The sequence below is a fragment of the Paenibacillus sp. 01T47 genome (assembly GCF_056398245.1).
This window is the reverse complement of sequence record NZ_JBFTPA010000023.1, coordinates 50,841-65,850: the sequence shown is the minus strand read 5'-3', so window position 1 is coordinate 65,850 and position 15,010 is coordinate 50,841. Positions and strand designations below refer to the sequence as shown.

8 protein-coding genes are annotated in these 15,010 nt (G+C 43.9%); 1 reads left to right on the top strand and 7 read right to left on the bottom strand.

All coding sequences use genetic code 11. The annotated features are described in order from the left end of the window. The first annotated feature begins 43 nt into the window (after positions 1-43). Entirely contained in the window at positions 44-976 is a 933-nt protein-coding gene (locus tag AC1DOV_RS29945; protein WP_076268999.1) for an ArsR/SmtB family transcription factor, read from the top strand. A 93-nt stretch (positions 977-1,069) separates the two neighbouring features. Here AC1DOV_RS29945 and AC1DOV_RS29940 read toward each other — a convergent pair whose 3' ends face one another. The 7 genes from AC1DOV_RS29940 to AC1DOV_RS29910 all read right to left on the bottom strand — a co-directional run bounded on the left by AC1DOV_RS29940 (position 1,070) and on the right by AC1DOV_RS29910 (position 14,743). Continuing rightward, on the bottom strand, positions 1,070-5,491 hold the full coding sequence (locus tag AC1DOV_RS29940; RefSeq protein ID WP_477551802.1) for a DUF4855 domain-containing protein: 4,422 nt from the start codon (positions 5,489-5,491) through the stop codon (positions 1,070-1,072). Positions 5,492-6,360: 869 nt separating this feature from the next. Then, on the bottom strand, positions 6,361-7,635 hold the full coding sequence (locus tag AC1DOV_RS29935; RefSeq protein WP_477551801.1) for a Gfo/Idh/MocA family protein: 1,275 nt from the start codon (positions 7,633-7,635) through the stop codon (positions 6,361-6,363). A gap of 89 nt (positions 7,636-7,724) precedes the next feature. Beyond that, positions 7,725-9,416: a response regulator transcription factor gene (locus tag AC1DOV_RS29930; RefSeq protein WP_477551800.1), complete on the bottom strand. Its 1,692-nt coding sequence runs from the start codon at positions 9,414-9,416 to the stop codon at positions 7,725-7,727. Between the two features lie 13 nt (positions 9,417-9,429). Continuing rightward, a complete protein-coding gene (locus tag AC1DOV_RS29925; protein ID WP_477551799.1) occupies positions 9,430-11,163 on the bottom strand; it encodes a sensor histidine kinase in 1,734 nt (577 codons plus the stop codon). A gap of 39 nt (positions 11,164-11,202) precedes the next feature. Then, positions 11,203-12,087: a carbohydrate ABC transporter permease gene (locus tag AC1DOV_RS29920; RefSeq protein WP_441883573.1), complete on the bottom strand. Its 885-nt coding sequence runs from the start codon at positions 12,085-12,087 to the stop codon at positions 11,203-11,205. Between the two features lie 33 nt (positions 12,088-12,120). Continuing rightward, positions 12,121-13,008 carry an ABC transporter permease gene (locus AC1DOV_RS29915; protein ID WP_430060408.1) on the bottom strand — a complete coding sequence of 296 codons (888 nt, stop codon included), beginning with the start codon at positions 13,006-13,008 and terminating at the stop codon, positions 12,121-12,123. Positions 13,009-13,102: 94 nt separating this feature from the next. Continuing rightward, positions 13,103-14,743, bottom strand: a complete 1,641-nt coding sequence (locus AC1DOV_RS29910) for an extracellular solute-binding protein (protein ID WP_477551798.1) — start codon at positions 14,741-14,743, stop codon at positions 13,103-13,105. Between the last annotated feature and the right edge of the window lie 267 nt (positions 14,744-15,010).

The window sequence follows — 15,010 nt, the reverse complement described above, 5'->3', positions numbered from 1 at the left end:
ATTCACATATGTATTAATAATAACTCTTATTCGGAGGTAACCCTTGAAAATCGAGCTATCAGAGCAAAGCCTGCCTATATTTGAGGCTATATCGAGTAATGTACGCATTCAAATGATTCACCTGCTCTCCAAAAAATCAATGAACATTCGCGAGCTGGCAGAGGCTTTAGGCTTAAGCAGTGCAATCATGACAATGCACGTAAAAAAGCTGGAGAAGGCCGGAATTATCAAATCCGAAATGACCCCCGGCAAAGGCGGTGCCGCTCAGAAGGTGTGCTCGCTTAGCATGGATGGACTTGAAATAGCATTCCCCCGCAAGGACGTCGTACAGCGCGAGTCACGCAGAACCGAGGTTTCCATCGGACACTATACCGATCTCAACATCGTTCCTACTTGCGGCATTTGCACGACGGAAAAGGTTATCGGAATTTTCGACGACCCCCGCTACTTTCTTGATCCCGATCGCGTGAACGCCAAAATATTATGGTTCTCGCAAGGTTATATCGAATACAAAATTCCTAACTTCCTATTAACGAGCGAGAGTCCAGACGAGCTCGAAATTTCGATGGAAATTTCGTCTGAAGCGCCTCTCACCAATATGAACTGGCCTTCGGATCTTACGTTTTTCTTTAATGGTGTAAATGTTGGCATGTGGACGAGCCCTGCCGATTATGGCGGAAAAGGCAAGCTTAATCCACCTTGGTGGTTTGATGATGTCAACCAGTTCGGTTTATTGAAGCGGTTGATTATTAAGAAGGATGGCACTTACATGGACGGCCTTAGGCTCTCGGATGTAAGTCTCGACCAGATTGATATTAGCAACAGTCACTGGACGTTCCGTATTGCGATTTTGGAGGATGCTGAGCATATTGGCGGCTTTACTTTATTCGGCTCTGGTTTCGGAAACTATAATCAGGATCTCATTTTCAAGCTGTACTATACGAAGCTGGCGCAAGAGGATCGGACAACCGTCTAATCTGCTATATACGAAGAAAAGAAGAGGGGCCCCGCATGGGGCTCCTCTTCTTTAGCTTGATTAAGCTGCTTCCTGTCATAGTGCCTCGTTAATCTATTCTTTCGCTGATAGCAAATTCAAGATTCGGTAAAGAAACACTGCAGTTTCAGCACGGGTAGTATGATTGCTTGGCTTGATCATGCCGCCATCTCCTTGAATGAGACCTAGCTCAATCATGCCTGCTATGCTGCTGGCTGCATAATCTGGCACCTTATCTGCATCCTTGAAGCTGCTGAGCGATGCAATATCGCTAGGTAGCTCTAACGCTTCCGCTACCTTTAATGCCCGCGCTGCCATAACCATCATATCTTGCCTTGTTATCTTTGCCTTCGGCTCAAATCGTCCACCCTCCATGCCGGTAACGATACCTAACTTCTTGGCAATAGCCACTGCATCATAAAAATAATCCTGTGGCTGAACATCTGTGAATGCATCGCTTGCCTCCGCCTTCAAGCCTAACGCTCTTACAAGCATTAGAATAAAGTCTGCTCGGCTTACCTGTACAGCCGGGCTGAAGGTTGTAGCCGATGTTCCTTTTACAATACCTAAGGCAGCCAACTTCTCAACCGCTTCCTGCGCCCAAGAGTATTTGCCGAGATCTGTAAAGGCTGCTGCGGGCTGTTTATAAAATACTGCATAGATGCCCATGCGGTCTATTTGGAACCTGATATGTTTATCTGAGTCGGAATAGGCTGCTGCCGCAATTGCTGATGCTGTTCCTTGTTCATTAATGGACAATATACCGATGCTTGACGCTGTCTCGCTGCCTGTTAACAAATACGGGACCGTAACGGTAATCGGTGCCTTTGCATTGGTCCATGTATAAGCCTTTCCATCCAATAGCGCCGAAAGCTCAACGACTGCTCTTTCACCTATCTGGATCTGTACATCCTGCTTCAACGTTTTAAGGTCCCGCTCGCCAACGATAAGCCGCAGCTCCTTGCCAAGCTCTGCTGACTTCACCAGCATCTGTCCAGAAAGCAAGATCGTTGCTTTAGGCGTCGTTACTTCAATAAGCAAGTTAGGATGCTCAGACAAGAAGGATACAGGAAGATCCAAAGCATACTTCGCTGCCTCGCCGTTTTTCTTAAGCATAATCATTGCTTTCAGCTTTCCGTCTTTATCTGCTTTCGCCCGAGCTATCGCCTTCTGCAGTTCTTGTTCACTGACCACACCGACAGCCATCGTTCCACTTGGATCAAGCTTAGTGCTCATTTCCGCTTTGACAGAACCATCTGATTGCAGCTGGAACAAGTCAGGAGTGGAAATGACCGAGTCCCCGCCTCCTCCGCCAGTCGATGCTTTCTTGTACTCAAAAGTAACCCGTTTAGGCTCGCTCATATCATCTAATGCTAGATACGCCTCATAGATCCCCTCTACATCACCTGTCAATGTAAATGCGAATTGAAAGTTTCCAGTTTCTGTACTCGTCGTCTCGGCTGTGTAATTTACCTTGCCTTGTGGATCAAGCACCTTCAAGCTTACTTTTGTATGATCGCCATTCACCACTATCCCATCAATTGTTACTTTTTTTGCTGCAGCATCTAATCCTGCTTTAACGCCTTCTATCGTCTTAATAAGCTCAATCTCTTTCTTGTATTCAAAAGTAATCTTCTCCGGTTCACTCATATCATCTGTTGCTAGATAGGCCTCATAGGTTCCCTCTAGTTCACCTGTAAGTGTAAAGTCGAATTGAAAGTTTCCAGCAGCTTCACTCATCTTCTTCGCTTCATAGTGAACTTTGCCTTGTGGATCGACGACTTTCAAACTTACGTTTGCAAGATCGCCATTCATTACCAGACCGTCTAAAGTTACTTTTTTGGATGCCGCATCTACCGTAGTTTTAATGCCTTCAATAGGCTTGGCTTCCTCTGCTCCCGATATGTGATAAACGCCAAATTCATAGAACGAATATCCGTAAAATGTTGCTCTTTCGATCCCTTCAAATTTAATGTATCTAGCTTTGATCGGGTCAAAATGAACCGTTTCTTTGCCGTCCTTCGCCATAATTACGCCGTCATTTTCCTTGATCACACTCTTCCAATTTTGCTTATCATCGGAGACGAGTAATTTATAGGTTTTTGCGCGAGCGTATTCCCAATCAATCGTTACAGTGTCCATCTCCGTCACTTCACCGAGATCGACCTGGAACCATGTGTTGTTCAGCAGTTCACTTGCCCATCTTGTTGAAGGGAATCCATCAACTGCTTTCCCCGGAGCATAATTTGGATTATCGGCTTCTACTGTAGATGCTTCCGCGGCCTTATTCTGTGCCAAATTTCCAAGCAGGTAATAGACGTCTTCCTTCAGCGTGCTGTACGCCCCGTCTGTAATCATATGCTCTTTTTTCAGAAGCTCCAGCTTCGCATTAAAGCCTTTTAAGTACTTGGTAAACTTCGACTTGTCGTTTCCTTCGAACCGGCTCATCATCTCCAAATAATTGTTCAGCGAGCGAGCTGCTTCGTCATTCGTGATTTGTTTGGTTTCCTTGTAGCTTTCAATTAATGTTTTCAAATCGGATGCGCTGGTACTCGCTTCAATCACATAAAATGTTTTCTCCGATTTGCCTGCTGCTACGGTAATGACAAGCTCATGTTTTCCTGGCTTGCCTGCCAAATTTATAACCGTTCCTTCTGTGTAAGGCTTGCCATTAAAGGTAGCTGTTACTTTATTCAATCCACTTCCATCATCATTGATTAATTTCCATGTAAACGAAATGGGTTCTCTTTCCGAAATAGCCACTCCGCTTTGAAGCACTTGGCCATTCATTTGTACTTCTGCCTTTGGAGGGGCGGCGTTGTTCGCTTGATATGTTCCATTTATAAATTGATAGAGCCAATCGTACAAAATGCGTGTTGCAGGATCAGCACTTACCGCCGTATCAAATACAGCATTATTACCTTGGTAGTAGGCTTTAAAGGCTGATTGCATAAAGCCGGTTTGGACGCCGCTGTTTAAATAATCAACATACCGCTCCCTAAACACGCCATCAGTCACCATACGATCATCAAACTCAAGCTCAACGCCCATCCCATACTGCTTCGCTATGTTCGTGGCGTCTTTCAGACGATCCTCATCCAATGGCTCGAAAAAGTAGTTTGGCTGGAAGGCTACTGCATCTATCCCGACATCCTTCCACATATGGCTTTTGTAAGCTAAGAAGTGCGGTATCCAGAAAAGCTTCAAGTTCTGAGCATGCACTTTATTACTCGTCGAACGAATTAAATTCGGCCCTGTCGCGCTTGTACTGATTTGTTCCTCCAGCCAGTACATGCCGGCAAGCTCAAGATGAGAGTAATGGTTTGATGCCCATTTTTGTTCCGCTTCATTTAACCACCACTGTATCGCTTTCTCTCTATTTGCATACGCTTTCATTTCTCCAACTTCAGAAGCATTGAAGCTTTCAGATATACCATCTCCGTCAATATCTCCGAAATCGTTCACATACTCACCTGGGTCTGGAATCATTAAAACAACCTTTACCTTATGATCAGGCTGATTCAGCTTGCTTCCAACTTCCATCGCCGCTTCGTTTAGCTGCTGCATATCGCCTGTTTCTGCAAATGTTTTGTTCAGGTACCATTTCCAGTCCTCCAGCGTAGCTCCTCCGCCAAACGCATTTCCGGCCGGCGATGTAAGTCCAAGATAAAGAACGCCGTCAAAAAGCCAATCCACTGGTTCCCCGGCCCGATCTACGTAACTGATATTAGGAATAATCCGATCCTTCGTCCAAGTACCCTTATCATTCGCATATTGTCCGTTATAGAGCAATCCAAGATTACGAATGCCAGCCGTTGCTTCTCCCGGCTCTAAGTAGCTCGGCTGCTCAGCGGCAACTTCTTCCGCTCCTTCCACTTTTCCATCTGCGCCCCATATTTCGATTTCATCAATGAAGGTCCAAGCTCTCGTATGCATCGAGAAGGTTACTTTCACATAACGGGCATAAGCCATCTCCGCATCAGAATTCCCGCTTTTGATGCCATCTCTGCTTCCATTCCAGTCATATACCTCTTCTCTTGGCGGCCCATCCCCCCAAAGCAGCTTGGTTGAATTGTGTGAAAGCGTTCCCCAATTTTCTTTGTCGTCGGATACGTACATTGAGACCGTCAACGGCACAAGCATAGTGTTGTCAGGCCAATCCTGCAAAAATCGCGCTTTAATGCTCGAGATAGATTTCTTCTCCCCTAAATCAAACACAACCTCGCGTGTCATCTTCTTCACATGTCCTACCCAAGCCGGGTCCGACATATCCAACTTGCCATAAATGCCATCCGTCAGCTTATTATGATCATCCGGGTACATAGCCTCCGGCGCTTCGGACCATTCATATCCAAGCCCCGCAGCAAGATTACGGAATGCAGACTGTCCCTGATCCTGTCCTTGATCTTGTCCATCTTCCGCTTGTACTGCCGGAACCAGTGTCAACAACAGGGCACTTATCAATGCGATAGCTATCCAGCTTTTACTTCTTTTCATTAATGACAGCTCCCTTTCTATTCTCAAATAAAAAGTCTACTAAACATGCAATACAATAGGTTTCATTTCAAGCCTGCTTTAAGTCTTTTGCAGCACTCAATCCTCCTTCCTAAGATTCCATCGCAACCGATGTAGAAGCTTGCAGCCATGTTCTTACTGTTACTTTAAGAAACTTGACCCGACTTTCAAAGAGATAACTTATGACTTTGATATACATTTGTTTACTTGTCTCATTTCACCGCCCAGATTGCCCTTGTCATGGACAAATAAATGGGCCTATCTCAAAATAAATAGACCCAAATAGGGAATGGCGTCACAGAAATAAATTTCTGTGACGCCATTTTTCATCAGCTGCATGATTATTAATAAAATCGAGCTATCTCTCCAGAGAGTTTATCTCTTTTGAGACACACCCTTTTTTATTCGTGCCTTGCATGGAAGCGATAGATTTAATTTTGCAACGCATTCTACTTTCGCATTTATGCGTATTCACACAATCCGCCTCAACTATTGACGCTCAAAATGCTCTGTTGCTAGCGGCCATCGTTAAAGCATATATCGCTAACGAACCTAGCAGCTCTTATTTAGACTATTCGTATCGTTTTGAAATTCTAACGAACTCCAGAATCGTTATATCGAGAAAAATGAGGCATAACATCTTATAAAGCATGAAATAACGACATTAAGATTCGTTAAAACTTAAAACAGGTAATTTTCTGTACAATAAGCTTAATACAGTTCGTTAGGGGAGTGCTCTTAGCATGTTGTGCGCCGCTGACGGCTGCACAATGATTAAACACAAAAGGGTACTTACAGCTCCAGCGAGCTGACCACTATGGAGACACCTTATCTCAACCTGTCTGTTTACCTTATGCAGGCAGCTCTTGCTTCTCAAGCATATCCGACAGTTTGATCGCAAGCCCCTCATGCAGCCTCGAATGCTCCGACGCAAATGCTATCAGATGGCTTTGCAGCGACGCCGTTGCAGAGGTCAAGCCATGTGAAGGATTGCTGTCAAATTGGCAAACGTTTCTCAGGAACGAGCTTACCATCCGATCATCTCCGCCTCCGTGGCCATCCCCTTGGACGCTGCAGCGAATTTCAAGCTGTTCTCCCGTTGCATAACGATACAGCGTAAAAGAACCTTTCTCCATATCGCCAATAATTTCACCCTTTGTGCCCATCATTTGAACACGGCGTGTTCCGCTTTGCGTCAATCCTGACATAATGAACGATGCATTCGCTCCATTCTCGAATTGCATATTCACAACCTGATGGTCAACGACATTGTTATCGCAGCGGTATACACAACGTCCAAACGGTCCTTCCTTCAGCGCTTTCAGAATACCCTCTTGTGACAAATCATTCGTCATATATCTCGCCCAAGCGTGATCCGGCGCCTGCATATACATCTTTATCGCTGAGAAAGCACATTCCTTCTCGACAGCGCAGCCATCAATGCAGCGTTCCGCTGAACCATCCGGAGCATTCTCCGATCTAAAATGCAGTAAAGAGCCGTACGAGCTAACGCTTGTACAAGGCTGATCCATAAGCCAGGAGATAATATCCAAATCGTGGCACGATTTGGCCAAAATCATTGGACTTGTCTCCTCTGAATTCCGCCAATTGCCGCGCACATAACTATGCGTCATATGCTGATAACCGACATTCTCCGTTAATTGAATCGTACCCACCGTGCCAAGCTCTCCGTCCTCGATACATTTTTTAATCCCAGACCAAAATGGTGAATACCGAAGCACATGCGTAACAACAAGCAGCCTTTTATGCCGCAGTGATGCCTGCTCAAGCTGAATGCATTCCGTAAGTGAAGGCGACATCGGCTTCTCAAGCAGAACGTGATAACCGAGCTCCATGGCCTTCATCGCCGGAATATAATGCATCCGATCGAGTGTGCAGATGATCATGACATCTGCTATACGCCCTTGCTCAAATACTTTTTCCCAGCTGTCATACACATGCTCTTGGTCGATTTGATGGATTTCTGCAAACCGATTTCTGCGTTCTTCATTTGGTTCAGCTACAGCAACCATTTTTAATTCATTCGGAAATTTCTCCGCATACGGCCCGTAAATGTATCTCCCTCTGCTGCCTGCGCCTAGTAATACGGCTGTTAATGTTCTCAAAATTTCTCCTCCTCTTGTGCGCTTTCTATACCTCAATTGTAAGGGGAGCGTTCAGGAGGAGACAGAGATCGTTGTTTACAATCCATATACTATTGTTGACCTTTCATTTGCGACTGGCACCTTGCCATGCGGAAATCCTGCGGTGTCGTCTCGTTCTGCTTCTTGAAAAACCGAATAAAGGCAAGCGCGGAATTGTACCCGAGCGCAGCCGCAATTTCATTAACTTTCATAGATGTGTTCAGAAGCATGTCTTTGGCAACCAAATTCCGATAGTCGTTCACGTATTTCGATAAGCCTATGCCCGTTATTTGCTTATAAAGCCTGGACAAATAAGAAGGATTTAGGCTTACGTAATCCGCTAAAGCAGTTAAGGAAATATCGGTAGACAAATTCTCTTCGATATAGCGATGTACTTTATTTACAACCTCAGTCGGCAATTGCGATCCGCGCAGCGTATTCCATTCAAAAAAACAGTCCGCCATTTGCCTATAATACTGAATCAATTCCGTCCATGAGGTGGAGTCCCCATATCGGTATAACTTCTCCAAGTCGAGCTGTGTATTCATGTAATCCCGAATGTCCCGGTTTTTGTGTATATAGTAAAGAAACACTGCCGATAGGGAATGATACATTTCTATTTTGCGCTCATTAGGCGTTCCTGGGACATTCCAAATTGCAGTAAGCTCCATATACAATTTATTGAACTGCTCCCGATTGTTATTTTCTAGACAGCTCATCAGCAATTGAACCCGAGCATGGTAAAAGCTATCATGAATGCTGCCGGCTTTATCGTCTGTCTCTTGATTCTGAATGTCTTTATCGGTCATAATAACCTCATTAAACAATCCATGCCCTTGCACCAAACCATATTTGTTCGCATGAAAACGATCCGATAGATCATTCCATTCCGTCACTTCGCTGCCAAGGAGAAAAGAAACGGTCGTTCCGAGCAGCCTCTTGCATGTGCCTTGAATCGTTTCCAATATGCCGCTCGTATAGCGATAGGCTCTAACAAAATCCAAATTGCTGGAACTGGTATCAGCAGATAACTCATCACAGCTTTTCGGTTGAATCAGCCAGACGATCTTTGACAGCTCAAATACAACGGAATAGCTTCTTACCTGTGCAGACAAATATTCGTCGCCAATATTTTGCAGCGCATAGGTTAATAATGCTTTATCCGGCGCAGTGAACATTTCCTTCCATACATCGATTCTGGCAATGAGTACATAAACCGGCAGGGCAGCATCGAGCGGAATATTTAATTCATTGAAGGCCTGCTTTAACTGATTCTCCGCTGCATGCTTACCCTGCAGAAGCCCCCATATATACTCTTTTTGCAGTGAGGGCAATGCCAGTCTCATACTGGTTTGCGCTCTCGTAATCATCTGTACTTGATCCTGTTCCTCTTCTATTTTCTCGATGGCTCGTTCGACAGACTGGATGATTTTCTCGTCGCTTTCTATTTTTAGAATATAATCAAAACCACCGTAAGTAATGGCGTTTCTTGCATATTGAAAATCGTTATATCCCGTTAGAAAAATAACTTTGCAGGCAGGCCACTGTGCCTTTATTTCCTGCAACAGCTCGATTCCTTCAATTCCCGGCATTTTAATGTCGGATACGACGATATCCATGCGATGCTGGGATAATACCTCCAATGCTTCTTCCCCTGAATAAGCTTTCATCACTTCGAGCTGCAAATGCTCTGTCTGCTCGAACAGCTCTACTAAACCATCAACAATAATGGGCAGGTCATCTACAATGAGCAGTCTGTACATGTTGTTTCCTCCTCTAGCTTGCACTCAGTTTGATTGTGACCATCAATCCGCCTAAATCAGATCGTGACAGCGCAATGCCGTAATCCTCTCCATAACGCAGTTGAATTCTACGATGAACATTTATAATTCCTGTTGTTTCCTCGATATGATTTGTAGAATGCAGCAGCTTCTTCTGAAGCTGTTCAATCTCTTTATCCGTAATGCTCTGGCCATTATCTTCCACATAAATCGTGAATTTATTTTCCGTTTGGTCACTGTGTACCTTCAATTCGCCGCGCTGTACCATATTGCCTAAAGCATGCTTATAGGCATTCTCAATAATAGGCTGCAAAATCAGCCTTGGTACGTGAATAGCTGGGACATCTCCTGCAAAAGAAACCTGTATCCGTTCCCCGTAACAGATCGATTGCATGTCAACATAAGTACGCGAATGCTCTACCTCAAGCTCGAGAGGGATCTCATCCTCATCATCGCGAGTAATAAACTGAAAGTATTGCCCAATGTATAAACAAAATTGATAGGCCTTCTCCTTCTGACTGTCCAATTTAATTAATCGGCACAGAACAAAAAAACAGTTATATAAAAAATGAGGATTAATTTGCGATTGCAGTCGTTTCAGCTCCGAGCGCTGATTCCGAATTTGCTGCTCGTAATTTTCCTTAATTAACGTATTGAGCGATCGTACCGTGTCATTAAAGGCTTTGTACAAATATCCGAATTCATCTCCTCCACGGTCAATCACAATCGGCTCCAGCCTATTCTGCTGAACACGGCGAAAGGCTTGCACCAGCTTCATAAGAGGCCGGTAAATAAAGCGCAATAGGAAATAGGTGAAAAATAAGACGATACCTACCGAAAGAGCACAAGCCCATAAAAATAATGTTCTGTACATTTGCAATGATCCAAGAACCTTCTCTTCGGGAATACAGGTAATCGAATAGGAATTCCAAAGCGTAGAATATTTATATACTGTAAGAAAGCGCTTACCATTGTAGATAACCGTTTCGTAACCTTCATTGGACTTTGATTGCTGCTTTTTAACAGCCAAAGCTTTCATTTGCCCCAGTAAAGCCGAGTCTACCCCGCTTTCAATTTCCCAGCCGCGTTCCAAATTAAGAAGCACACTGTGTCCGTCTCGCGTTCCGCCAATTTGCGATAACGTGTCCTTTATTTTGCTCGTTGAGAGCTCAACCCCTACAATATACAACGGATTTTTAACTGTAATAATAGGATATTGCATCGTTATAAACAATCGGTTCTCCCAAAAAATGAACGGCTCTTCATACAATTTCACATTAGCCTGCATGGCGGTATACTCCGATTCATTCAAAGAGGTCTCAAAATCATTGCTCAGAATCGTGCGCTTGATTAATGGAATATACGCCTTAGCTTCTTTAATAAACGGACTTGAATTTTTCATAAGCTCAAGCCTTCGCTGGATATCCAATATTTTGCGCGAACGCTCATATGAGCTCATGTCATTGCCCGTTGTAGCAATTTCCATCAAATCTTTGTCCATCACATAGTTCGGCAAGTAACGGCTAATTCGATCCGCTTCCTTGTCGAGAGAGTCCATATAAAATCTAGTCGTATTCAGTATCGATTCTGAGATCTCGCTGCGAATATTTTCCGAGCCCTTCTCTATTATCATCCAAGTAATGGCCATCAGCGGCAGCAAGGCCGCCAAAAAGGCAGCCATAATTTTTTTGAATATGGAGGAATCATGCAAAAAGAATAGGTTTTTCATCGTTTTAACTCCTGCTAGTAGTAGTGGACCATTCCGGCACTATTCTTTTACGCTCCCCATTACGATTCCTTTGATGAAAAACCTCTGTAAAAAAGGATACACAATCAGAATCGGAAATGCTGCGACAAAAATTTGTGCCGCTCGGCTTGTGCGATCAGACAGCTTGAGCATTAATTCGGCATTTTCCGCTTTAATAAAGCGGAAATCCATCTTAATAATGACCGTCTGCAGAAACGTCTGAAGCGGATAATTCTCAGTATGATTCATATAAAGCATGCCGTCAAACCAACTATTCCAATGCCCCACCATCGTAAGAAGTCCCGTCGTTGCCAAAGCTGGTAACGATAGCGGTACATATATTTTCCATAATGTAGTGAAATGACCTGCACCATCTATACGCGAGGATTCCTCTAGTTCTTTAGGCAAATTACGATAGAAGTTAAGCAATAAAATAACATTAAACACCGGAATAGCCGTTGGCAGGACTAGCGCCCACATCGTATCGATTAAACCTAGCGATTTTACAGTCAAATAAGAAGGAATCAGACCGCCGCTGAACAAAATCGTAAACACGAATAACCAAGCATATAAGGTTCTAAGCCGAAATTGACGGGGATCTTTGGATAATGGATAAGCGGTTATAATCATCAAAACCATACTAATGGAGGTTCCTAGAACAACGCGCTGAATCGATACCCAGAACGCACGCAAATATTCCGGTTTTCCAAATACATTATCATAAGCCGCAGTGGTGAATTCAACCGGCCATAAAATAACCTTCCCAGCAGCCGCGGCAGCTCCAGAGCTGAATGAGATCGCCAAAATATGAATGATAGGCATGAGGCATAAGAAGGATGTCAGCATGAGAAAAGTAAAGTTGCACGCTACAAATAGTCGTCTGCTAAATGATCGGTTTGTAACCACGTAATGTCTCCCTTCTGAATTACGAACGCATCGTTAGAAAATGCGGTAATTCGCTACACGATAAGCTAACAGATAAGATAGAGAAATGAATATAAAAGAGACGATAGATTTCAATAAGCCTACTGCCGTGGCGAAACCAAATTGCGCTTGCTGCACACCCATTCGATAGACAAAGGTGTCAATAATATCTGCGCTTTCATAGACAGGCGGACTATACAAATTAAAGATTTGTTCGAAGCCCGCGTTGAGTACATTCCCGATATTAAGCGTAAACATAAGCACGATAATCGGCATCATTCCAGGCAGTGTCACATGAAAGGTCTGTTTGATACGCCCTGCACCGTCAATTTCGGCTGCTTCATAAAGCGAGGGATTGATGCCCGTCAGCGCAGCCAAATACACAATTGTACCAAATCCAAACTCCTTCCATACATCCGAGGCGACCATAACATATGGAAACCAATCATTGCTCCCTAAGAAAAAAATAGGCTTTATCCCAAACAAGCCTAATATTTGATTAAAAACGCCTGAGGATGGAGAAAAAACATCAACGATAATTCCGCTTAGCAGTACCCATGATAGAAAATGTGGCAAGTATACAAGCGTCTGAAACGTCCGTTTTATCCATTCTCTCCGCAGCTCATTAAGCAATATCGCAATCGTGATTGGTACAATGAGACCTACTATGATTTTCATCACGGCTATATAGACCGTATTAAAGAAAATACGTCCGATATCAGGGTAATCAATCAATAGCTGAAAGTTTTTCAGTCCAATGAAAGGAGACCCGAATAACCCTTTGTTTGGTACATATTTCTGAAAAGCCATAATGATGCCGACCATCGGGACATAGCTAAAAATCAAAACCAAAACGATTCCCGGAAGCAGCATCAGATGAAGAGGCCATTCCCTCTTCCACATCCGTGTCAGTACATTCAAGCCATTCACCTCGTTGTTTAAGGTTAATAAAAAGAGGGATTGCTTCAACCAATCCCTCTACTCATTCGTTTTGCAATTATTTCAGAGCAGCGTAAAACTCGTTTACTTCTTTTGTAATTTCATCGCCGCCAAGCTTTTTCCATTCCACGACGAATTTATCGAATTCATCCACTGATACTTGATTCATGATGATTTTGAAGAAAACTTCATCCCGCTTTTTGAGCAAAATTTCTTGTCGGTCTACCATAGTTGGAGTTGGCGCGCCGTAAAATTTATTTTGCAAATATTGCTTATTCTTCTGGATTTCCGGTACATGAGAGAACGCGCCGCCTGGGCCTGAGATCAAATACTCCCACCACATGCTCGTATCACCGTCAACATACTTCATTGCCCGCTCATACCGCGTTTTATGATCCTTCGTTACCAAAATGCTAGTGTCTTTATTGGCAATCGCTTTTGGCAGTATTTCGCCGTTGTTATCCAGTTGTTTACCTACGCGCAGCGGACTAAGCAGCCAGTAGTTGTTGCCCTTCTCTTTCAAGTCTTTACCGAATTCATATACCTTTTGCTCATCGGTTGGATGATTATCGACGGCAATCCACTGGTTCAACAGCTTAATAACGCCTTCTGGATGCTTCGCCTTCTTGGAGATGACATAATATTCATCAACACCCAGCCCGATTTGGGATAATGCAGGGCTGCTGTCTACTGTTGGAATCGGGAATGCTCCCCACTCCTGAACCACTTTTTCGTCCTTCACAGCACCTTTCACAAGCTGAGCTGGTGTCCAAGATGCACCGTAAACCATGCCAATGCTATTGTTGTAAACGAGTTCTGCCGCTTTCTCCACATCTTTTACAGCGAACTCAGGATCAATCAGCCCTTTTTTGAACATATCCTGCAGTGCAGCAAGCGCATCCTTTACTTGCGGCTGAATGTCGCTGTTAACCAAGCCGCCTTTGCCATCTTCAATCCAAATATTTTCATAGGCATGATAACCATTGAGGAATGCACGTAGTCCCGTTACTCCTGTATCCATACTGAATGGATTTTTACTTACGGCAAGCCCGTATGATGTGCCTGTGCCGCCTGGATCTTTGGCTTTGAAAGCTTCAGCAATCGCCATGAAATCTGCCATCGTCTTCGGCTCAGGCAAATTCAGCTCCTTCAGCCAGTCTGTACGCACATACAAAAACTGATATTGGTACGGATTGTATGAGCTCGGAATACCCATCAGCTTGTTGTCAAACATCGCTGTTTTCATCTGCATGCCGCCATCCATCGTCAAAAACTTTTTCGTTTCCTCTGTGGCATTCTCGTCATACACTTTGGTCAAATCCATAATCATATCCGCTTCAGTCAGCTCTTTCAATTGCGTTGCATTAACTAGGAGGAAATCGGGAAGATCATCGGATGCGATCGTAATCTTTACCTTTTCCTTGAATTGGCTCGTATCGGCTACCCACTTGTTCGTAATCTTGACGCCAATGTCTTTCTCATAGGCATCGTATACGGAATTTTTCTCGAAACTCTCGCCCTCATCAAACTTCAAATATTGATCGCTTGGCGAAACCGTCGATACTTCAATTACTTCATTTCCTTTTTCAACAGGCGTGTTAGTCGATTTTTCCGGTTCATTCGTGTTTTTGCCACATCCAGCTACGGCCAAGCTAAGAACCAATGCGATACTCAAAAGCGCCTTCCTTTTCTTCTTCATACTACCCCTCCACATGGTCTTCATAATAATAATGCGGCTGCTTTTATGCAGCTTTCCTTCTTAGTTCTAGTATAGAAAGGTGAGCAATGTTGATCCATATACTAGTCTTTACTTTCGTATACACCTCTTGACTCGAGCGAGCTCCTGCCTGTACCAAGCGATGAAATGTCGAAGATCTAACGGAAGATAAAAAGAGTTGCGCTCCAAATAAAACCGTGATACTATTCTAATCATACAATTCCACTAGGAATAATATGGAAAACGACC

What these genes read in the sequence shown, in the direction of transcription:
- AC1DOV_RS29940 (WP_477551802.1), bottom strand. Translation starts at nt 5,491, where the DNA reads ATGAAAAGAAGTAAAAGCTGGATAGCTATCGCATTGATAAGTGCCCTG.
- AC1DOV_RS29925 (WP_477551799.1), bottom strand. Translation starts at nt 11,163, where the DNA reads ATGAAAAACCTATTCTTTTTGCATGATTCCTCCATATTCAAAAAAATT.
- AC1DOV_RS29910 (WP_477551798.1), bottom strand. Translation starts at nt 14,743, where the DNA reads ATGAAGAAGAAAAGGAAGGCGCTTTTGAGTATCGCATTGGTTCTTAGC.
- AC1DOV_RS29930 (WP_477551800.1), bottom strand. Translation starts at nt 9,416, where the DNA reads ATGTACAGACTGCTCATTGTAGATGACCTGCCCATTATTGTTGATGGT.
- AC1DOV_RS29915 (WP_430060408.1), bottom strand. Translation starts at nt 13,008, where the DNA reads ATGTGGAAGAGGGAATGGCCTCTTCATCTGATGCTGCTTCCGGGAATC.